Annotated in this window: 18 protein-coding genes, 2 tRNA genes and 1 pseudogene; 11 read left to right on the top strand and 10 right to left on the bottom strand. The window is 38.5% G+C overall.

Going from position 1 to position 21,822, the window contains the following annotated elements; all coding sequences use genetic code 11:
• Positions 1-323 precede the first annotated feature (323 nt).
• Positions 324-659: a DUF433 domain-containing protein gene (locus H6G74_RS11025; protein WP_190967711.1), complete on the top strand. Its 336-nt coding sequence runs from the start codon at positions 324-326 to the stop codon at positions 657-659.
• Positions 660-711: 52 nt separating this feature from the next.
• Here H6G74_RS11025 and H6G74_RS31810 read toward each other — a convergent pair.
• The 6 genes and pseudogenes from H6G74_RS31810 to leuB form a co-directional block, all read right to left on the bottom strand.
• Positions 712-1,002: pseudogene (locus H6G74_RS31810) on the bottom strand (nucleotidyltransferase family protein).
• A gap of 203 nt (positions 1,003-1,205) precedes the next feature.
• On the bottom strand, positions 1,206-3,419 hold the full coding sequence (locus H6G74_RS11015) for a caspase, EACC1-associated type (protein ID WP_190967710.1): 2,214 nt from the start codon (positions 3,417-3,419) through the stop codon (positions 1,206-1,208).
• Positions 3,412-3,816 (bottom strand): sugar ABC transporter permease, encoded by a 405-nt coding sequence (locus H6G74_RS11010; RefSeq protein WP_190967709.1) that lies wholly within the window; start codon positions 3,814-3,816, stop codon positions 3,412-3,414. Before H6G74_RS11010 ends, H6G74_RS11015 begins: the two co-directional genes overlap by 8 nt.
• 112 nt (positions 3,817-3,928) lie before the next feature.
• On the bottom strand, positions 3,929-4,747 hold the full coding sequence (locus H6G74_RS11005) for a prepilin peptidase (protein WP_190967805.1): 819 nt from the start codon (positions 4,745-4,747) through the stop codon (positions 3,929-3,931).
• An 89-nt stretch (positions 4,748-4,836) separates the two neighbouring features.
• A complete protein-coding gene (locus H6G74_RS11000; protein ID WP_190591786.1) occupies positions 4,837-5,097 on the bottom strand; it encodes a hypothetical protein in 261 nt (86 codons plus the stop codon).
• Positions 5,098-5,190: 93 nt separating this feature from the next.
• A complete protein-coding gene (gene leuB, locus H6G74_RS10995; protein WP_190967708.1) occupies positions 5,191-6,276 on the bottom strand; it encodes a 3-isopropylmalate dehydrogenase in 1,086 nt (361 codons plus the stop codon).
• Positions 6,277-6,377: 101 nt separating this feature from the next.
• On the opposite strand from leuB, the gene H6G74_RS10990 reads away from it, so the two are divergent.
• The 9 genes from H6G74_RS10990 to H6G74_RS10950 all read left to right on the top strand — a co-directional run bounded on the left by H6G74_RS10990 (position 6,378) and on the right by H6G74_RS10950 (position 16,334).
• Positions 6,378-6,590 (top strand): hypothetical protein, encoded by a 213-nt coding sequence (locus H6G74_RS10990; RefSeq protein WP_190967707.1) that lies wholly within the window; start codon positions 6,378-6,380, stop codon positions 6,588-6,590.
• 162 nt (positions 6,591-6,752) lie between these two features.
• The gene (locus H6G74_RS10985) at positions 6,753-7,619 is read left to right on the top strand and encodes a mechanosensitive ion channel family protein (RefSeq protein WP_190967706.1); all 867 of its coding nucleotides are present in this window, start codon (positions 6,753-6,755) and stop codon (positions 7,617-7,619) included.
• Between the two features lie 315 nt (positions 7,620-7,934).
• Positions 7,935-8,885: an ABC transporter ATP-binding protein gene (locus H6G74_RS10980; protein WP_190967705.1), complete on the top strand. Its 951-nt coding sequence runs from the start codon at positions 7,935-7,937 to the stop codon at positions 8,883-8,885.
• Positions 8,886-8,919: 34 nt separating this feature from the next.
• Positions 8,920-10,830: an ABC transporter permease subunit gene (locus H6G74_RS10975; RefSeq protein WP_190967704.1), complete on the top strand. Its 1,911-nt coding sequence runs from the start codon at positions 8,920-8,922 to the stop codon at positions 10,828-10,830.
• A 210-nt stretch (positions 10,831-11,040) separates the two neighbouring features.
• Positions 11,041-12,750, top strand: a complete 1,710-nt coding sequence (locus H6G74_RS10970; protein ID WP_190967703.1) for a hypothetical protein — start codon at positions 11,041-11,043, stop codon at positions 12,748-12,750.
• A gap of 139 nt (positions 12,751-12,889) precedes the next feature.
• Positions 12,890-12,959, top strand: a tRNA-Tyr gene (locus H6G74_RS10965).
• A gap of 2 nt (positions 12,960-12,961) precedes the next feature.
• Positions 12,962-13,036 (top strand) — tRNA-Lys (locus tag H6G74_RS10960).
• 438 nt (positions 13,037-13,474) lie between these two features.
• Positions 13,475-14,515 (top strand): reverse transcriptase family protein, encoded by a 1,041-nt coding sequence (locus H6G74_RS10955; RefSeq protein WP_190967702.1) that lies wholly within the window; start codon positions 13,475-13,477, stop codon positions 14,513-14,515.
• A 1,246-nt stretch (positions 14,516-15,761) separates the two neighbouring features.
• Positions 15,762-16,334, top strand: coding sequence for a RidA family protein (locus H6G74_RS10950; protein WP_190967701.1), 573 nt, complete (start codon positions 15,762-15,764; stop codon positions 16,332-16,334).
• A 114-nt stretch (positions 16,335-16,448) separates the two neighbouring features.
• Here H6G74_RS10950 and H6G74_RS10945 read toward each other — a convergent pair whose 3' ends face one another.
• From H6G74_RS10945 to H6G74_RS10930, 4 genes are all read right to left on the bottom strand, one after another.
• Complete coding sequence (locus H6G74_RS10945; RefSeq protein ID WP_190967700.1) at positions 16,449-17,144, bottom strand: manganese catalase family protein; 696 nt, start codon at positions 17,142-17,144, stop codon at positions 16,449-16,451.
• 217 nt (positions 17,145-17,361) lie between these two features.
• Positions 17,362-17,634: a GlsB/YeaQ/YmgE family stress response membrane protein gene (locus H6G74_RS10940; RefSeq protein ID WP_190967699.1), complete on the bottom strand. Its 273-nt coding sequence runs from the start codon at positions 17,632-17,634 to the stop codon at positions 17,362-17,364.
• Positions 17,635-18,173: 539 nt separating this feature from the next.
• Positions 18,174-18,932: a ParB N-terminal domain-containing protein gene (locus H6G74_RS10935; RefSeq protein WP_190967698.1), complete on the bottom strand. Its 759-nt coding sequence runs from the start codon at positions 18,930-18,932 to the stop codon at positions 18,174-18,176.
• Between the two features lie 3 nt (positions 18,933-18,935).
• Positions 18,936-20,312, bottom strand: coding sequence for an AAA family ATPase (locus H6G74_RS10930; RefSeq protein ID WP_190967697.1), 1,377 nt, complete (start codon positions 20,310-20,312; stop codon positions 18,936-18,938).
• A 333-nt stretch (positions 20,313-20,645) separates the two neighbouring features.
• Here H6G74_RS10930 and H6G74_RS10925 point away from each other — a divergent pair, with 333 nt between their 5' ends.
• Entirely contained in the window at positions 20,646-21,530 is an 885-nt protein-coding gene (locus H6G74_RS10925; RefSeq protein ID WP_190967696.1) for a ParA family protein, read from the top strand.
• Positions 21,531-21,822: the final 292 nt, after the last annotated feature.

Raw genomic sequence — 21,822 nt, 5'->3', positions numbered from 1 at the left:
CAGTTAGCATCTGTGGCTTTAGTCTTGCCAACGGGTCGCTTTCGTTAAGAGGGTAATACAAGTCACAGTGTTGATAATATTATCAAAAGGTGAAGCGGCAATGGGGTAATGACTGTTACAGTCATTAATAATCGTCAGTGCTTGTCTTAAACAGGACACCAAAAACGCATAAAGAGTCTTAGTTATATTATTTTATCAGGCGATCGCTTGCAGGTTACAGAATATTCAACTTGCGATCGCCCAGCTTCTATTGCCATGAATCGCTGCAATTTGTTTGATGTTACGATCAGGCAATAATATCAATATCTTATTTTTAGCGAACTATGCAGCTTGAAGACTACTTTAATTTTCTGGCACCTGATGATATTAGACTCCAGGGTACAAGAGTAGGAATCGAAACGATTTTATTTGACTACCTGTTCCGTGCTAAAACTCCCGAAGAGATTGCTAAAACCTATACTTCACTTACTTTAGAGCAGGTTTATGCTACTATTCTCTACTACTTACACAATCAACAAGCTGTAGATGCTTATCTGAAAGATTGGCTAGAGTGGGGCGATCGCATGAGAGAAGAGCAAAGCCGCAACCCTAATCCAGTTGTTGAAAGGCTACGCAAATTAAAAGCTGAAAAAATGGCGATGCAAACTCATAGCAATTAAAATGGCGATCGCCAACATTTTGCAATATCGAGTAAATAACGCCTTTCATCTTTCATAATGCAACAGCTTCACTTAAAACTTTATCTCTAATTAGTTCATGTAAATTACTTGGCTTGGTCACATCAACTTTTCGTTTTAATAACTCTTCTCAATCTTGCATTAAGCCAATTCTATCTAATAAATTTCGCCCTGGTTCTAGTTCTACTAAAAAATCTACATCACTATCTGGTCTGGCTTCGTCTCTTGCTACTGAACCAAACACTCGCAGATTATAAGCTCCATATTTAGACGCTATTCTTAATACTTCTTCTCGAAAAGGTAGTAATAATTCTTCAATTCCCATTGTAATAATTCGATTTCCTAGTAATAATTTATGAGTTCTGTGCAGGCGTTTTAAAATTGGCGCATACCACTTGATTAAGTCGTGGGTTTTTTGGATGAGTAACTTAATCATACAAAAAACCTAAAAAAATTTGATCGCACAGAGCGCGAAACGGAAAGGAAAAAGAAATAGTGTAAAGTGCGAAAGGGTAAGAGTATAAAGGGCTAAGAATTTCTCCCGATACCACACAAGACACGAAAACCAATATAGTCGTAGATGTAGTCACGCCCCGCCCAAAATTTGCTGCCACAGGACGCAGAACGGCAGTCGTAAGGATGGTCGTCCCAGGAACCACCCCGCAAATACCTTACTATACCTGCTCCTTCAGTTAACCAAGTCCTTCCATCTGTTGGTACATTATTATAATCTTTGTGCCATTTATCCTGACACCATTCCCATACATTACCGCACATATCGAATAAACCAAAGGGGTTAGCCGGAAATTTCCCAACATCGGTTGTCTGCCCACGATATTCACCTTTAGGCGCAGAACCGTAGGTGTAAGTTCCGTCATAATTCGCTAAATCTGTGGTAATTGTTTCTCCAAAATAAAACGGCGTAGTTGTTCCCGCCCGGCAAGCATATTCCCACTCTGCCTCACTGGGTAAGCGATATATCTTACCAGTCTTTTTCGACAATCGAGCGCAAAACTCAACTGCATCATCCCACGAAACGCTCTCAACAGGGCGGTTAGCACCCTTAAAACGGGATGGGTTGGGGTCTAAATCAATATTTACCTTATCAAGAGCCGCAACGGCTTGCCATTGCCCTTGAGTAACAGGAAATTTCCCTATGAAAAAGGGTTGGACGGTGACATTATGCTGAGGACTTTCAGCGTCATATCGTCCCGTCTCACTCTCTGGTGAACCCATGAGGAATGTACCACCAGGGATGGATACCATTTCTAAAACTACGCCATCACCTAAGTCTTCAGCAAAAAACTCGGCGCGTCCACGTCTGCGACTAATCTCACAGCTTTTACCAATTCCTAAAAACCCAGAGTTTACACCAGTTATAGTGGCTGTTTCAAATTCAAAAGGCCGAGTTTGAATACCTTGAGTTGATTGTGTATTTTCTTGTGCTTGGCGTAATCTTTCTTCTTCCTGGCGTAACCTTTTAGCTTCTTCTCTTTGGTATTCGCCTATTTGTTGTTCCTGGCGTAATCTTTCAGCTTCTTGTTTTTGATATTCGACTCTTTGTTGTTCCTGGCGTAATCTTTCAACTTCTTCCTGACGTAACCTTTCCGCTTCTCGTCTTTGATATTCGGCTCTTTTAGCTTCTTCCTGCTGGCGTTGATATTCTGCTTCTTTAGGAGATAAAATGCGTTGTTCTATTGGTGCAACATCTTCATCTCGCAAACTTAAAATCTTTTGTAAGCGTTTTAAAGCATTACGGTCTCTTTCAGTCAGAGGATATTGTGTCAGCTGAGATAACGCTAGTTCATAACGTTGTAGTTTTTCTTGGCGTTTGCGATAAGGTTTTAGTACTTCAAATTCAATTGCATTCACCTCATCAACAGATAATTCCAAATTATTTCGCAATTCATCCAGATAAAAGCGATTAACCACAAAAATCTCGCCTTCATCCTCAAGAGCAATTTTCTCAACTTCCTTGCGATATTGCAGCTTGGGGTCATCCTTGGGCGATTTCGCCAGAAAAATCCGATAACCTTCTTTAACAGGATAAAATTCTGGTGTCATCGCGGGTGATGCTTCTTGCACTTTGCTTTTCGTATATTTGTGCAACTCATCCACCGCAATTAAACCATCACCATCTAAATCTGCTGCACCTTTTTCTATGCCTTCTACCAGATAATGAGTGTAAATCGACAAGTTTAAACCATCAGACTCAAAAGCATATTGTGTAGAAGAAGAAGCTGTGAGAATTGCTCTACCCTCACCGCCTAATTTTTGTTCTAGGTCAATATTATCAATGTCTTTTGCTGTCAAACCTTTGGCAAAAGCACCACTAAAGCAACAGTCTAAAATTACTACCTGTCGCTTAGATTTGCTTTGGTTCATCCAGCTATGTACATTTGTCCCAGCTAAAGCTGTGGTAGGAATTAATTTATTTTGATTTTTTCTGGTGATGGAAGTTGAGAAGTAAAAATCACCGCTTTCAACTGTTACTCCATGACCAGAAAAGTAAAACAGCAGTAAGTCATCGTTGTCACGATGGGCGTACAAGTTATAGATAGCATCTTCCATCTCTTGCCGTTGGGGATTTCTCAGCACTGTGACATTCTCTGGTGCAAAATCACCCATTTCTGGGTTTACCAGAACTCGCCGCATCGCCTCAACATCATTCACAGCATTGGGTAGCGGTGTTAGTCCTGGTTCATATTCGCTAATCCCAATTAACAGTGCTACCTTAGCCATTATTGCTGTCTTGTCTATTTTTGGCGTTGTTCAATAAAGTTTCGGTTTTTTCGAGGATGAAGATCAAATCTTCTTTGCTACTAGCTTTCGCCTTGAATTTTTCTCCGTAAGCTTCTACTTCAATTTCAAAGGTTTTATTAGACAAACGCCCTAAAAAATCAAACACAGGCTTAATTAAAGTCGGTTTCACCAGTGCTTTGAATGTCCCCAGAGAAAAACCACCCAACGCCTTAGAACCTTCTGGTACTTCTGTAACCGCAACTAAATCTGCGTCTTCTACCCCATCCACATCTCGCAACTGGGGGAGTAAATTTTGTACTTGAGTTTGCAATTCTTCATCATCCAAACCCAATTCCGTCAGGGAAACTGTCACCTGAACATCAGATTTAGTTACCATAGCGATCGCTTAAATATAATGTAGAGTCTGTTTAAACGATTGTATCGGTTAATCTGGGTGTTTGATTAACCCGCGCAGGCGGGTTTTGTCTGTGTAGCCGTGACTTCAGTCGCTAGGACGGAAAGGCAAATTTCAAATAAGCCGATAAGATGGCTGGCCCGGTAAAGACAGTGATGATTGCGCCTAGTGCTAAAAAAGGGCCGAAGGGGATTTTCACTCCGGTTTTTTTAGGCGATCGCACCAATACTAATCCACCTATTAATACTCCCACAGCGCAGGCAATTAAACTAGCTAACAGCAAATATCGCCAACCCAGCCAAGCACCCATCATGGCTGCAAGTTTGGCATCTCCCGCACCCATCGCCGTTTTACCCAGAACTATTGAACCACCAAAAGCGATGCCATCAAATAGCCATAAACCAATAACAGCACCAACTATCCCCATCATTAGGTGCTTAACTATACCCACACTGCTGACTTCGTGAGTAAAACCGCTAATGATTTGAAATCCCAAGCCTAACACTAAACCTGATTGTGTTAGGGCATTGGGGAGAGTCATAGTATCTAGGTCAATTAAGGCTAATGCCAACAGCCAACTACAAAAAGCCCAATATCCTAACGTAGCGATGGAAACTTGAAATACTAAAAAAATCACAACAAAAATTATTCCCGTTATTGCTTCTACTACGGGATAACGAACAGCTATTTTACTTTTGCAATAACGGCATTTTCCACGTAACCACAACCATCCCAGCACGGGTACATTGTCATAAGCTTTTAGCTGGTTTAAGCAATGGGGGCAACGGGACGGTGGCCAAAGAATCGATAACCCCGCAGGGATTCGATAAACGACAACGTTAATGAAGCTACCTATAGATGCACCCAAGGCGAAAACAACAATAATCGCCGGAACGGCCATTAAAAAGTCCATATAGTCATTTGTCAATTGTTCTGTGTCATTTGTCGTTTGTCATTTGCTCTTTGTCAAATGACCAATGACCAATGACCAATGACTCATAACTAATACATGTGGGACTCAATTTGATTTAGAGGCACAAAACATTCTTGCGGTAAGAGAACGGGTTGGTTGGTAAAAATGACTTTACCTCGATGGGTAACACGATTAATTGCTACCCCAGAAGGCTGCCCCGCAATTTCAGGATGTACTTCACAATAAGTGTAGTAAATCTTGCCAGCCGCCCTGATGATTGCGGGATCAATCAGAGGTGGCTGGATTCTAGAGGCGGTGAAATTAGTTGTCTCTTGTCGTAAAGCGTACACTATGTTACTGCTATCTACTTACTAGATTTTGTCTATAGTGTACCCGAAACTTTCTCTAAAGATTGCCAATTTGGCGAGTTTATGCAAAAAGAATTATTTCTCTAGTGCTTGAATAAGTGAGTTACCCATTGCCTGACAACCCAAAAGGTTCATTCCTGGTGACATGATATCGCCTGTGCGATCGCCTTGCTCTAAAACTTGCAACACAGCTTTTTCAATGGTATCTGCTGCTTGTGGCTGATTTAACCCGTAGCGTAACATCATTGCCGCACTCAAAACCTGCGCTAAAGGGTTAGCTTTATCTTGTCCTGCAATATCCGGTGCAGAACCGTGGACTGGTTCATATACACCGGGGCCAGAAGCACCCAAACTCGCAGAGGGTAGCATCCCTATACTGCCAGTTAACATCGCCGCCGCATCGGAGAGAATATCGCCAAACAAGTTCCCTGTGACAATCGTATCGAATTGTTTCGGAGCGCGGACTAATTGCATCGCGGCATTATCAACATAAAGGTGAGACAGTTCGACATCGGGATATTCGGCGGACAGTTTCGTGATGCGATCGCGCCATAACTGCGATACTTCTAATACGTTGGCTTTATCCACAGAACAGAGTTTACCGCGTCTTTTTCTGGCAGTTTCAAAGGCAACTCTCCCGATGCGCTCAATTTCTGACTCGCTGTAAACCATTGTATTTAGACCGCGTTTCTCACCTGTTTCGGTTTCAAAAATGCCTTTAGGTTTACCAAAGTAAATTCCACCAGTGAGTTCCCGCACCACCATAATATCTACGCCTTCGACAACTTCCCGTTTCAAAGTCGAAGCGTCAATTAACTGCGGCAAAATTTGGGCGGGGCGTAAATTGGCAAATAAGCTCAAACCCGCGCGGAGTCCTAACAAACCTGCTTCTGGGCGCTGGTGAGATGGTAAAGTATCCCACTTATAACCACCAATAGCGGCGAGTAATACAGAATCACTATTGCGACAAGCGTCTAAGGTAGCGGCTGGTAGAGGTTCGCCTGTCGCGTCAATGGCTGCACCACCAATTAAAGCTTCTTGGAAGGCAAACTCAATATCAAATTTTTTCCCTACGACTTTCAGCACATCTACCGCCACTGCCATAATTTCAGGGCCAATGCCATCGCCGGGAAGTAAGGTAATGCGGTAGTTTTGAGTCATAGCTAGTTTCTATTAGGTAAATGCTTGCAGATTAAATATCATACCGAGCAAGATGCACATCTGGAAGCTTTAATTTTTGCAGTGGGTATTGGAGGTAACAAATGCTAGACGTGACTAAACTCACTCAAGCTGAAATTAGAAGGTTGGGAATAGAAGCCCTCACAAAAGCTCTTGGCCCTGCGGGAATGGCAAGATTTATGCAGCAATTTGAACTAGGAAGTGGAGATTACACAAAAGATAGAGATCAAATTTTAGGCAATCCTTCCATTGAGGAAATTATTGCCGAAATTAAAGAAATGGAAAAAGAACAGTAATCAGTTAATTTTGTCACATTTACTACTGATTATTCAGCTTCTATCAACTGTTAAATCTGCTATCTCGTATTTATCCAAACATTAAAAAAAACTGTTACTGAAAACTTTTTGCTCAGTTTCTTGTAATGTTTTGGATAAAACTAGCAAGAAATAAAAAAGTTTATGAATTTTAATCAAATTGGTCAAGTAGCAGTTGCACTGTTAACGACTTTTGGCTTGAAAATCCTGGGTGCGATCGCTCTGTGGATTGTGGCACAAAAGCTGATTGATTTTGCACTCAAGTTAGTCAGACGTGGTTTCCGCAGTCAACACGTTGATCCAACTCTAGTTAACTACCTGCTTAATATCATCGGCGTAACTTTAAGAATTGTTTTAGTTGTCGCCATTCTCGGCTTTTTTGGTATTGAAACCACTTCGTTTGCTGCATTGTTAGCCGCCGCAGGTATAGCCATAGGTGCAGCGTGGGGTGGATTGTTAGCTAACTTTGCTGCTGGTGCGTTTTTGATTGTGTTTAGTCCATTTAAAGTTGGCGACTTTATCACAGCAGCAGGTGTCACAGGTACAGTTACAGAAATTGGACTGTTCACAACCAATATCACCACACCGGATAATGTGTTAACAATTGTCGCCAATAACAAGATTTTTTCTGATAATATCCAAAATTTCTCAGCCAATCCCTACCGTCGAGTTGATCTACTGGCACAGCTACATCACAATGTTGATCATAATGATGCGATCGCTCGTCTCAAAGCCAGAATCAGCCAAATTCCCAACGTCGTTAATAACCCTGCACCAGATGTTGAAATTATCACATTTAATTTAGCAGGGCCAGTATTAGCCGTCCGTCCTTACTGCAATAACGAACATTACTGGCAAGTTTATTTTGACACCAACAAAGTTATTCGTGAAACCTTTGGTGAAGCCGGTTATCCCATTCCAGAACAACGCTATGCCTTTAGTAATCAAGTTACAAACAACACACCAGAAGATGTCCAGTCTGTTATCTCATCTGCATCTTTGATGAGTTAAGTCTGCGTCATTTCAATTTAATTACATTTGCCTCGATACCCGAATTTGATCAATCATTCGGGTATTTTTTTATGTAATCAACACACAAGAATTTTTCCTCAATTAATCTCATACTCCCTTGTCTACCTTGTCTCCCGTGTCTACCTTGTCCTCTTTCCCTTATCTATCTCCAACAAGACTCTGTAATAACTACGTAACATTAAACACTAAATATCAAATTCCGATAAACTCAGTTTCAATTTCGGAAACAAGACTGACAACAGTGGTAGAGAGAGGCTAGGTTAGTTAAGAATCAATCACCGTACTCTCGCAGCTATGGTAAAAGAATTAGCAATTCGCACCTGTGGACTCACCAAGCAATTTGAACGGTACATAGCCGTAAATGATGTTCATTTGGAAATCGAAACGGGTGAAGTCTACGGACTGATAGGGCCGAATGGTGCAGGTAAAACAACTCTCATTCGGATGTTAGCAACGGCTGAGGAACCAACTACAGGTGAGATATATATTAACGGCGATCGCATGGTACGGGACAAGAGTAACCCGACTATCAAGCGTCGTCTTGGCTATTTACCCGATGACTATCCCCTGTATGAAGATTTAACTGTTTGGGATTACCTCGATTACTTTGCGCGGTTGTATCGTTTGCGCGAACCACGTCGCACTCAACGTCTACACGAAGTTTTAGAACTCATTCAGTTGGGTAATAAACGCAACAGTTTAATTTCTACACTGTCGCGGGGAATGAAACAGCGCCTCAGTTTAGCACGCACTATCATCCATGAGCCAATTTTATTACTGCTAGATGAACCTGTATCTGGACTTGACCCCATCGCCAGAATGCAATTCCGCGAAATTATCAAAGCATTGCAAGAAGCTGGGATGACAATTTTAATTTCGTCCCATGTTCTCAGCGATTTAGCGGAACTGTGTACTTCAATTGGAATTATGGAGTTAGGTTTTTTAGTAGAAAGTGCTTCACTCAAACAACTTTATCAGCGTTTGGCTCGACAACAAATTATGTTGTCAACCTTGGGGAAAATTGATGCTGTAATTAGTGAATTAAAAAATCATCCTTTGGTAGAAGCATGGGAAGTTTTACCGGGGAGTAATAATCTGCGCGTGAATTTTTCTGGTGATCAGAATGCTTGTGCAGAATTGTTGCGATCGCTAATTCAAGCTGATATCCCCATCACTGATTTTCATTGCACCCAAGAAGACCTAGAAAGCATTTTCCTCAAACTTGGTCATAAACAAGCATCTTAAAATATCAACTCTCAAACCTAGAATCATTCCTCCTATGTATCTCAATCTTTTGGATAAAATTGGCGATTGGAACCCTCAGCTTCTCCGAGAAATCAAAGGTCGTCTTAAAGTTTTTAACTTACTATTTGCTTTCGCTATCTCTCTAATTGCTCAGTTGGGATTGTTTATCTATCATCTTGGGAAATATCCTAATAATAAATATCCCATGAATGGCTCGTATTGTAATCTGAGCAAGGTTTATCAAAAGCAAATTGAATCAGTTTATAAACTCATAGATCAGACTCAAAAACAAGTCAGCTTATATGGCAGTAAGCAAAACTACGACCTCACAAAACTTCTGGAATCCCAAGATAAATTACAATCTCTCAAAGCACAACAAAAACAGTTAGAATATAGCCTATATCAGCAACCATGCCCCATTTCTGAAATCAACTTTCAAATGTGGTGGCGTGACCACTGGGAATACATATTTATCACACTCTGCATAGTTTTTATCTACATACTATTAGTTGCTGGAACATATTTACTCGTCAACAATCTCGCTCAAGAAGAAAAGCGCGGTACTCTGAATTTTATCCGCCTCAGTCCCCAGTCAGAAACCAGTATTTTAACTGGCAAAATGCTTGGAGTTCCAATTATCATTTACTTGATAATTTTGCTGGCAATTCCCTTACATATCTGGTCAGGAATTTCTGCCCAAGTTAATATCAGTTATATTTTCAGCTTTTATATCATCTTAGCTGCTAGTTGCTTCTTCTTCTACAGTGCCACATTATTATTTGGCTTGATGAGTAATCGATTTAGTGGTTTTCAACCTTGGTTGGCTAGTGGTGCAGTTATCCTATTTTTGCTAAATACAATGCAATTTGCATTTAATAGTGAAGGCTTACACACCACAGCAGCTTGGCTGAGGCTATTAAGTCCTTTTGATATGCTGAAATATATGTTTCCAAATCTCTTGAATAGAAGCAACCCATCATTGTTAGGAGAAACTCAATTTTTCTACCTACCATTAGGAAAAAATATTTTGACATTTACTGGGTTACACCTACTCAATTATGGTGTTGGCTGCTATTGGATTTGGCAAGCACTTAAACGGCGGTTTCGTAATCCTAATGCTACCTTACTCAGTAAAGCACAAAGTTACTTACTTGTAGCTGTTTCTCAAGTAATTTTTTGGGGCTTTACCCTGCAATATACTAAAAATTACTGCCCCGCTTACCGACAATATAAACCAATAAACTGTTACTATGATTTGAATTATCAAATTGGTCAAAACTTCTTCTGGATTGTATTCTTTAACTTCGCTTTACTAACTTGTTTGTTCATGATTCTGTCTCCTCATAGACAACAAGTACAAGATTGGGCAAGATATCGCCATCAACAAACATCTAGCAGCAATGCTTTTAGCAATAAATCTGTATGGCGTGATTTAATTTGGCATGATAAAAGCCCCGTTATAGTTTCAGTTGGGTTGAGTTTAATGATCATAACTATCCCCTTACTAGTTTGGATTGTACTCGCCCCAGCTTTGAATATTCACCATAACAATGCTATTGACTGGGTGAATAAAATTGGCAGACTGAAAGCTATTTTAGGAGTGGCAATGTTTATTACTATAGCGATGATTTACGCCACTATAGTGCAGAGAATCCTATTGTTAAAAACTTCCAGGCGGGTGTTTTTTGCCAGCATGATTCTAGGTGCATTGATGTTTACGCCACCGATAATTTTTGGTCTATTGCAAATTAGACCTGAAGTCAATAATGTCTTTTGGTTATTTTCTAATTTTCCTTGGCCTGCTTTAGAACATTCAGCCACAACAACAGTTTTTATGTCGCTTTTAGCCGAGTTTACTGTTTTAGCTTTGTTAAATGTACATTTGACAAATCAGGTGAAGTTAGCTGGAGAATCTGCAACAAAAGCATTATTAGCCGGACGGTAATTCATCAGCAATATAGCAGTCCTATTTGACAAGGGGGACAAGGGAGACAAGCTCATACCAATGAAACTTGTTTCATAGCCAAGCATGAAAGTTAGATACACTTATACTCCCTTTTTTCCTGTTCCCTTGTTACACGAAGATGTTCATTCATAACATCAGATTCCTGTAGATAATTAACTAATTACCACTAATTACCAAGGAGAAATAGTCATGATACAAGCCTTAATAAATTACTTAGGAAACGGAAATCCGCAGCTATTTCGGGAACTTAAAGGGCGGCTGAAACCACGAAATATTTTATTAACATCTGCGTTATCATTACTGGGTCAATTTATCTTATTCATGTCCTTTCAAGCCCTGTTACCTACACGCCGTGATGGTTTGCAGAATCTGACTAATAGATACTGTACGAGTACGACAGAATATGACTTACCTAGATGTCTTGCTGATGGGTTTGGTAATGTGATGATCAATTGGCAATTGTGGTCTTGGGATGTCTTCACTTGGTTAAATATTATTGTGAGCTTTGGTTTATTAGCAGCAGGTAGTTATCTACTAATTAATGACTTAGCTACCGAACAAAGACGCGATACCCTAAATTTTATCCGCCTGAGTCCCCAATCACCACAGAGTATTTTATTAGGAAAAATGCTTGGTGTTCCAGTTTTACTTTATGTGGCTGTAATATTAGCATTACCTTTGCATTTATGGACGGGTTTGAATGCCAAAGTTTCTGTGATGGAAATTATCAGTTTTGATGCAATAGTCATCGGGGCTAGTTTTTTCTACTACAGTGCTGCATTACTATTTGGCTTGGTGGGTTCTTGGTTAGGAGGTTTTCAGCCTTGGTTGGGAATTGGCGCATTATTAGGATATCTCACATTTACTCAGCAAGCTTTATCATATAATTTTTATGCTAACAATCCGGCGAGCTTTTTTGGGCTACTTAACCCATATTTTTTAATGCCATATTTTGATATTGAAATAGACGAGAAATTTAGTTTTGCTATTCCCAATTTCAAATCTTTTCATTGGTTCATGTTATCCATAGGAGAAAGTTTTATTACTACGGCTGTCTTTGCAGTAGTAATTTACTTTATCGGGGCATACTTTTTTTGGCAATCTTTACAGCGTTGTTTCCGTGATCCTAATGTAACTATGTTGAGCAAAAAGCAGAGTTATTTACTAACTGCTGTTTTTAATTTCATCATTTTAGGATGTGCTGATTGGCAAGATTTAATATTCGATAAATTACCTAGAACTTATTCAATTCAGGAAAATTTTGGGTTTTTAATGGTTTTGAATTTGGGGCTATTTTTATATTTAATTGCTGCGATTACCCCTGGTCGTCAAACACTGCAAGATTGGGCTAGATACCGACATATTGAGCAAACTGAAAAATTAAGTAAAACTAGTTTAATTGATGATTTAATCTGGGGAGAGAAAAGCCCAGGAATTTTAGCGATCGCTATTAATGCCATTATGTCTGTTACTTGGTTAAGCTGCTTTGCTTTGATTTCGCAAGTCAGCATCGAAAGTAAAACTAGTTCATGGATGGCGCTACTGCTTGCAGGTAGTTTAGCTGTGATATTTGCAGCCTTAACTCAGTTAATTCTCTTCATGAAAAACGAACAGCGCCAATTATGGGCAACAGGGGTGTTAATGTCTGTAATTATACTCCCTCCTATTATATTAGTAATATTTTTTAATAGACCTGACAACTACCCTGTAGTTTGGCTATTTTCCATTGCTGCACCAGTCATTGTTTTATATCCAATAAGCATTGATGGATTACTATTGGCTTATTTTCTGGCAATCTTAGGACATTTTGCGATCGCAACATTTTTAGTATCTCAACTAACGCGCAAGTTGAAAAAAGCAGGAGAGTCTGCAACTAAAGCATTGTTAGCAGGAAGTTGACTTTCAATTACCTTGTGCTACATTGAGTTACAAGGTAATAATACATCTGCTCAACTATGGTTCGGGTTCTGTATACCCGGCTGGTGCGCCAACCTCTGGATTGAGCGTATACCGTAGAGTAATGGCTTGTTACTCCATCGTTTGATTAGCTCAGTGGTAGAGCAGCCGAGGTACTCTGCTAGTCGTAGGTTCGACTCCTACATCAAACACCCGAAAGTTAGCTCACTGGTAGAGCAATCGACTCTTAATCGATGTGTTGCAGGTTCAAGTCCTGCACTTTCTCCCACCTTGTCTAGGTTAAAAGACAAATTTGCGGAATAGAGCAGTTGGGTAGCTCGTTGGGGCCTGTCCCCAAAGATCAGTGGTTCAAATCCACTTTCTGCCACCAAAACCCTGTCCGGGTTAAAAGACACTATCCTGTCACGATAGCTAATTGAATTTGAGTAAAAACTCTGCATTGTAGGTTGACTACTAATATTACTTAGTGATGTTGGTAGTCACAGTTAAGGAGCCTGTGCAAATGTTTTCGCCTGAACTTGAGTATGTCCTTCGTTTACTTCCAGTTTTCTGGAATGGGCAAACTGAACAACATATTTGAGCGTTGCTGTCTTTTTTGAGATTATCTTTGGGTAGTTTCAAGAAAGTAGTAACAATCTTAATCCAGTTTTGGAGATACATTTGCCCGCAACTAAGCTGTAAAAACCTACATTTGCAGAGTTTTAAAATGAGTGGTCAAAATCATCAGCAAGACAATATTGAACAGTTAAAAAAATACAATTTAGATGTCTATAATAATGCCGAGCAGATTGCATCGGCTATGGAAATTAGTATTGATAAACTGCGGTTTCTTACCTTTACTTCTAGAACTTCCCAGGTTTCACATTATATTTACTTCAAAACTGCCAAAAAACTTGCAGGCGATCGCATCATTTCCGCACCATTGCCTGATTTAAAACGCGCTCAATACTGGATTTTGCAGAATATCTTACAAAAAATTGCTATTCATGACGCTGCACATGGTTTTTGTGGCGATCGCTCCATTATTACTAATGCTAATCCCCATGTTAGTGCAGAAATAATTATTAATATCGACTTGCAAGATTTTTTCTCGGCTATTACATATCAGCGTGTTAAAGGACTCTTTCAATCCTTTGGTTATACTTCATCTGTAGCTACAATCTTTGGGCTATTATGTACCGCGCCTGTCGTGGAAGAACGCAACTTAGATAATAAAACAGACTTTGTGGAAATCAAGCAACGTCATCTTCCCCAAGGTTCCCCAGCCAGTCCCGCAATTACCAATATTATTTGTCGTAATTTAGATCAGCGTTTGTGTGCGATCGCAGAAAAATTTGGGTTTACATACACCCGCTATGTTGATGATTTAACATTTTCTGCATTAGGTGAGAATCTTAAACATACCAAAAATATCATCAAGCAAGTTCAGTCAATTATCTCTGACGAAGGATTTGCCATTAATCCCGACAAAACCCGCATTTTACGAAACTCTCAACAGCAAGAAGTTACAGGTATTATCGTTAATCAAAAAATTAATATCCCCCGGAAAAAGTTAAAGAACTTCCGTGCAACTTTATATCAAATAGAAAATGAAGGCTTAGAAGGTAAGCATTGGGGTAACTCATCCAACCTCATCACCTCCATCACCGGATTTGCAAACTTTGTCGCAATGGTTAACCCCGAAAAAGGCGCAGAGTTTCAACAACAAATTCAGCGTATTCAAGAAAAATATGGCAAGAATAAGTAGGTGGACACAATAATTGAGCATTGAGCATTTCGACTTCTCCCCAAGGGAGACGCTACGCGAACGCTCAATGCTCAATCAACTGAAGAAAAGAACGCTGTAGAGGATGTGGATACTTTGACTGCGCTCAGTATCCACACCCGGTAATTTCAAGTTAGGTTTATGGGACGTACGCAAAAACCCTCTCAAATCCTCTTAACTTCGTGTCCTTTGCGCCCTTTGTGGTTCGTTGTTTCATGATTCTGCGTAAGTCCAGGTTTAATTGAGTGCTTCGACCTAATCCTCAATAATTGACAAAAATCCCTCCCTTGTCTCCCTTCTCTCCCTTGTCTACCTTGTCTTTTATATTCATCCAAACCAGACTGCCAAATTATCTTGAGTTACATTAATGAGTGATTAGGAATACATTGTGCAAGGCTCTAGTGTGGGTTCTGTATACCCAACTGGTACGTCAACCATTGGATTGAACGTATACCGCCGCACGATATGTAACTAGTCATCAGAAAGTTTACTCCTTTGTGAGCGATCGGTGTATCGCCGATTGATAACAGGTAAATCCTGTACTTTCTTCCATCACACTCCGCCTCAAGGCACCTTGTTAGGGACAAGGCTAATTCGTGTTCCGAAAATCGGGAAAAAGCAAAGACAGAAAAATCTGCTTTGTTTAGTAAACTCTGCGATGTTGGGGTTCTGCTAACGTTGATTATTCGTAATCTTCGTTAGTGACAGCAAAGAAGCCAGTGCAATTGTTTTCTCTGGAATTTTGAGTATGTCCCTTCGTTGGTCACATCTAGTTTTTTGGAACTGACAAACTGAACGGCATATTTGAGCGTTGCTGTCTTTTTTGAAATTATCTTTGGGTAGTTTCAAAAAAGTAGCAACAATCTTCATCCAATTTTAGAGATGCAATCTGCCCGCAACTAAACTGTTAACACTGACATTTGCAGAGTTTAAAAATTAGAAATTGAGTATTTATTTTTCAACTCCTAATAATAAATTACAGATATCTGATGTGAGGCTGAAACCTTTGATTTTGACAGGAAACTCGGAACAGCAATTTTTTTATAAAAATAGCTTTTTTTGAAATACTCTAGAGTAATTAGTTAAATATTAAAGATATTTTAAAGTTAGTATATTAGCTGCGTAATTGCACCAATTTTTAAAAAATTGTGTGATTTTTGATTCCAATTAACCCCATAATAGAAGCATAGCCTAGTCAAAAATAGATCACTCAATCTAGGAAACTTCAATGACTCAACATATCACACGTGCGGTTAATTCAATAGTGACAAAATTTTCACGACGAAATGCTCTTTTGTGGCTAGGAGGTAGCGGCTTAGGTACTGCTATAGTTGCAGGAACCCAAAAGGAAGTAGTCGCTCAGGGTAATGCAAATAAAAATGTGACTTTGCTGAATCCACCAACGTTATATAATGCACCTCAAAATGGCTATAGTCATATAGCGATTACACCACCAAGAACAAGAACCGTGTATATTTCTGGTCAATTTGGTTCAGATTTACAAGGTAATGTGATCTCCAATGATTATGAAGAACAATTAGTCAGAGCTTTCCAAAATCTGCGCTTTGCTTTAAATGCGGCTGGTGCAAGACCTAAAGATGTAGTCAAAACAACTGTTTTGATAGTAAATCACACTCAAGAAAAATTAATTCCATTAGGACGCGAAATTGGTAATTTGTGGGGTAATCAACCACCTGCAAACACGCTAATTCCTGTTCCTCGATTGGCGCTTGATGGTATGTTATTTGAAATTGATGCTTATGCTGTGATTCCAGAATCAGGCAATAATGGCTGGTATTAATTTCTAGATAATTAATTAAAAAAGCCCACAGAATAAGTCAGGGAAGAAACTCCCCCTGACTTAAATCATAATTATTGAGGGTTGACAAGACAAGGAATTAGGAGGACTAAAACTTTAGTTAGTTTTGCTTTCTAAAGGATTAGCAACATATTTGAAAGCAGGTTCAGAATTCCAGGGGCCGCGCTCATCGTGACCATTACCATTACTAGAAAGGTTGTAGTAAATATTCACGGTTTCATCAGGCTGAATATTACCAAAGAATGGATCGGTTAATTTACCCAGAGAATCTAATGCTTTCATAAACATCTGAGTATGGGAAATTTCTCTGGTTAACAAATGCACCAAAGTATTTTTTGTACCTTGATCGGGTGCTAACTTAATTAACTCTTCGTAAGTTTGACGAGCGCCAGCTTCAGCAGCAATATTAGCTCGCAAATCACGGACTACATCTCCACCTTCGTTGATATAGTTAGCTGTCCAAGCATTCCCTTGACTATCTAAAAAGTGGGGGCCAATTCCGCGAACAGCGAACAGAGTACTTTTATAAGCCTCGGTTTGGTCAGTATCTTTAGTGTGAGCTTCAATTAGTTTTCCAACCATTTCTAAATGCCCGAATTCTTCAATGGCAATATCTTGCAACATATCTCGAATCCCAGCATTTTCCACATGAAAAGATTGCACCCAATATTGCAAAGCGGCGGTTAGTTCTCCTGTTGCACCACCAAACTGCTCAAGCAGTAACTGAGCAAAACGGGGGTTGCTGTCATTAACGTTGACAACATGAATTGGATCTTTCTTATGGAAAAACATGCAAGACCTCTGCGATTATTTTCAACAAAACATAGCGGGCAATAAATTTATTGCCTTGGCAGTTGATAGCTTTTAACTGCTTTTATAGATAAACAATATGATTAGTGTGTTGTTGGCAAACTAGCTTTCTACAGTAGGTATGTCAAAACCAGATTTCGGGGTTGTAAAGAGTGTTATTGGGGAAATTTACCAAACACACTCTCGGTTTAATCATGCTTTAGGCATTACTGCTTCTTCGCAACAATCCCCACAAATAAATAGCAATAATGGCACCAATAACTGCTATAAATAAACCAGGAAGACTAAAACTAGTGGCTGTCAATTGCAAAGTTCCTGTTTGCAACAAAGTATATAAACTTCCGCCAATAAAAGCACCAACAATACCTAAAATCATTGTGGAAAGAATACCGCCACCTTGATAACCAGGGTAAATGGCTTTAGCGATCGCACCAGCTAATAGACCTAATATTATCCAAGCAATAATATTCATAACGACCTCGAAAATCTCATCTGTACTCAGATTAACAACATTGATTTATCGGCGTTTCTTCCAGATGAGGTAACTTTTGAAGTCAAAAGATAGATAGATTTTTCTCTACCAATTTATAGATAACAATACCTAAATATAACCATCCTATTTGAGATACGAATATGATAATTCAGAGCGAAAAGGGAGATAAGGGAGACAAGGGAGATATATGTTTGTAACTTGCTTAGGCTTGCTATATCTCAATATGCTTGTAGTTTCTCAGTACCAAAGAAGGTGGTGAAATATGAGATATTTACATAATAGTCTATTGAGAATTTGCAGGCGATCGCATTACCAAAGTCTTAAACACCCAGTTAATTTATCGATAGTTTGAATGAAAACAAGCTAGAGATAGTTTTGATATTATGTGCGATCGCTAGTATATTTATTGCGCGAAGGTTCTAAAAAATAAGTTTTAATCCTCACGCAAAGGCGCAAAGAGTTATAAGATTAATGTATAATGTCTAATATTTTGTCTTAACTTTGCTCATAAGTAAGAATTACTTAAATACTAGACGAGACCAACTATCAATAATATCAACCATTTTATCACCACTAATACCTTTAACTTGTTTTTTACCCGATGTAATTGTTACTCTCGCTATAACATCTTTTAACGAATCAAATGGTTTCTTTTTACGAACTTTCTCAATACTTTCAGCAACTTGAGCTGCTTTCTTATCTGTAAATCCGGCAGTTCTTAATCTTAAAGTGAGTTCTAGCACATTTAAACTATTAAATGCTTCTAATGGTGTAATTTGTTTGGGTATTTGATTTTCAACTGACTTTATGTATTCATAGAGTTTTTGTCTTTCTTTCTTTTCTTGCGCTAATTCTAATCTTAAGTCATTAATTTGCTTTTCTATTAAACTAATTTCTTCCTTTTCCAAGCTTAGTTTAGATTTGTTTGTTTCTGTCGATACTATATTTGCTTCTATAGTATTAGAATATTTCAATTCTCGAAATGCTGCTACTTGCTTCAGTAGTATATCCTCATTTTTAGGTGAAATTACAAAAGCATTAACCATTTCACCCTTTCGGGGATTTTTTTCTTTTGCTTTTACAGCAGCATAGTACTCAAAATGCCCATCAATAACTGTATAATTTTCGGCATCTGTCGGTTTTAAGACTAATGGTCTTATAATTCCTCCACTTTCTAGAATAATCTCTGCTAGGTTATCTAAATCAGCTTCAGAAAAATTTGAACGAGGTATATTAGAATTAATATCTTTCACGTCTACAAGATAAAATTTCATCATTAATTAACCCTCCATTTTTTGTAAAACTTCATCTGCTAAAATTTCAAACTCCATAGCAGATTGTTCAGCATTAGATTTTATTTCTGCGTATTTAATAACAGACTTGGGATCTGGATACTCTAATTCTCCAACTGTTATTGTTTGATTCATACACTCTGACAACACTGTTCTATCATAAATTACTGCTTCGAGCAGAGGTAGATTATAGCGTTCTAATATGACATCTCTCTGTTTTGGAAAGGTATATTGTAAAAATTTAGCATTCGTAGAAATTTTAGAAGCAAGAACGCCTATTATATTAATGGGTAATTTGCCTATATCATCTCTATATTCATTAACTTGTTTAATAAAATTTATTACTGTCGGTAAACCTTGATTTGCAAATGGTTTTAAATCAGAAGGAATTATTAAGTAATCAGCTGCAATCAAAGCAACTTCAGCATAATAATCCCTTGAGGGAGGCGTATCAATAATTACAATATCATAATTACTTTCTACCATATTCAATTTTTTTACTAACCTACGTCTAGTAGCAGCAATTTTGTTTAATGTATCTTGATATTCAATCAAGGTTATATGAGAAGGTATGACATCAATCTCAGGATTATTAAAGTATTGAGACTGACGAACAATATCTGGAATATAATTAAATTCTCCTGATTCTATTAAATGGTATACATTTTTGTCTTTTAAATCATCATCTTCTTCAAATTGAAATTTAATTAGCCCTGTAGCAAAAGTGGTGTTTGCCTGGGAATCTATATCAATTAATAGAACTCTTTTTCCTTTCTTGCTTAAAGCTGCTGCAAGGTTAACAGCAATAGTTGTTTTTCCGACTCCGCCTTTATTATGGTAGATTGCTATGGTCTTCATGTAATTCTTACCCTGTTCTTGTGAATTCAATTGTTCTTGATAATCAGCAATTACAATTTTATCTATTACCTTATTTTTGTTGAGACTATCTCTACCAATCAAGCTTTTAATTTCTTCTATTTTTATCTCTACATCTTTACCTGCACAAGAAAAAACTAACTGAATATCATCACCTGATTTTTGATAAATTCTAATCTCTTTACCGTTAGTCAATAATCCATATCTCACATTCAAGCTGGTTAAATAATGCCTGAGTCGGAGAAAGTGATTATTTAAGTTTTGTTTAGGATGCTTTGCTTCCATCACCACACTCAATGGCGAGTTAGCGTCCATAACAAATGGTAGGACTTGTGCGGCAAATGCGAGAAAATCTAGGCGGATGCTACCAACTGCGACTTCTTGATGCCAAGTGTCTGGTGTATATCCTAACTGTGGTAGCAAATATTGGACTATGAGTTTGCTTTCAACTTCACTTTCGTTACGGCACAACTCAGGATTGAAAGCCAAATTATTTACCTCGATAGAATTTAATTTATTGCATCATGCTTATATCTGTTTGATTCTGCCACAAAATTACTGACTAAGATTGTGTATAAATATTTTTTAAGTATTTGTAAAAAAAATAAATATCATTTTGAACAGAGTAATTTCCACAAACCTCAGATCCCCAATTTCTTCCAAAAGTTGAGGATCTGTTTGTTGGGGAATGATTTAAGACTGCTATAATTTGAAGGTTTTAATTTTTGATTTCCCACAAATATTAAATTTAACGAAAGTTTTAAGCGTTCAGGATGGGTGTACGCTACCTAGATGGGAATGCGTCATCAGAGGAAATAACCAATGGGATATGTAATTGCTACTGCAAATATGAAAGGCGGTGTAGGGAAAACGACTCTCACCGTCAACTTAGCTACTTGTTTGGCGAAAAATTACGGTAAAAAGGTACTGGTATTAGACTTAGATACTCAAATTAGCGCCACGCTGAGTCTGATGTCGCCTTTAGATTTTGCCAAGCGTCGCAAACAAAGATTGACATTTAGATATTTAATCGACGATGTGATCAATCCAGATCCTAATAGTAAGGTAACAATTAACGATATTATTCAAACGCAAGTTTGTGGACTTCCAGAACTACATTTATTACCAGGTGATATCGATTTATATGATGAGTTTGTGGTGTCAGAAATGCTGCACAAGCAAACAGTTGCTTTTGGTGAACAAAACTTTGAAACTGTGTGGAATCGCTTTGAGCGAGTTTTGATAAATAACATTTTAAAACCCGTGCGCGATCAATATGATTTTATTCTGTTAGATTGCGCTCCTGGTTACAATTTGTTGACTCGCAGTGCTTTAGCTGCTAGTGATTTTTACATTCTACCAGCCAAGCCAGAACCATTATCTGTAGTCGGGATTCAACTTTTAGAAAGACGCATTGGCCAGTTAAAAGATAGTCACGAACAAGAAGCACAAATCAATATCAAAATGCTGGGAATTGTATTTAGTATGTGCAATACTAATTTGCTCACTGGCAGATATTACAAACAAGTTATGCACCGGGTTGTGGAAGATTTTGGTGTAGAACAAATTTGTAAGGCACAAATTCCTGTTGATATTAATGTGGCTAAAGCTGTTGATAGTTTTAGTCCGGCTGTTTTGAATGCACCTCAATCTGCTGGTTCTAAAGCATTTTTGCAGTTAACTCAAGAGTTATTGCAGAAGTTGTAGTAATCATTTGTAGAGTAGAGACGTTATATATAACGTCTTTACTTTCGCACAATAATGGATGCTCTGGTGATTCTCCCATATAGCTCAATACGGTTCAGTTAAGAGAATAGTAGGTTGGGTGTAGCGATAGCGTAACCCAACAAAGTCTTGAAAATGTTGGGTTCCGTTCCTCAACCCAACCTTGTATATTGAGGGAAGTAGTAGACCGTCCCAACCTTGGTCACAATAGACCGCTATGTAGCACGGGTCACTACAAAAATCTCTTTGACAGAACTCGAACAGTCGCCAGGGG

Source organism: Nostoc spongiaeforme FACHB-130, from assembly GCF_014698475.1.
GTDB lineage: Bacteria > Cyanobacteriota > Cyanobacteriia > Cyanobacteriales > Nostocaceae > Nostoc_B > Nostoc_B spongiaeforme.
Note: the sequence above shows the minus strand (reverse complement) of the source record. Positions and strands in the feature narration are given on the sequence as shown.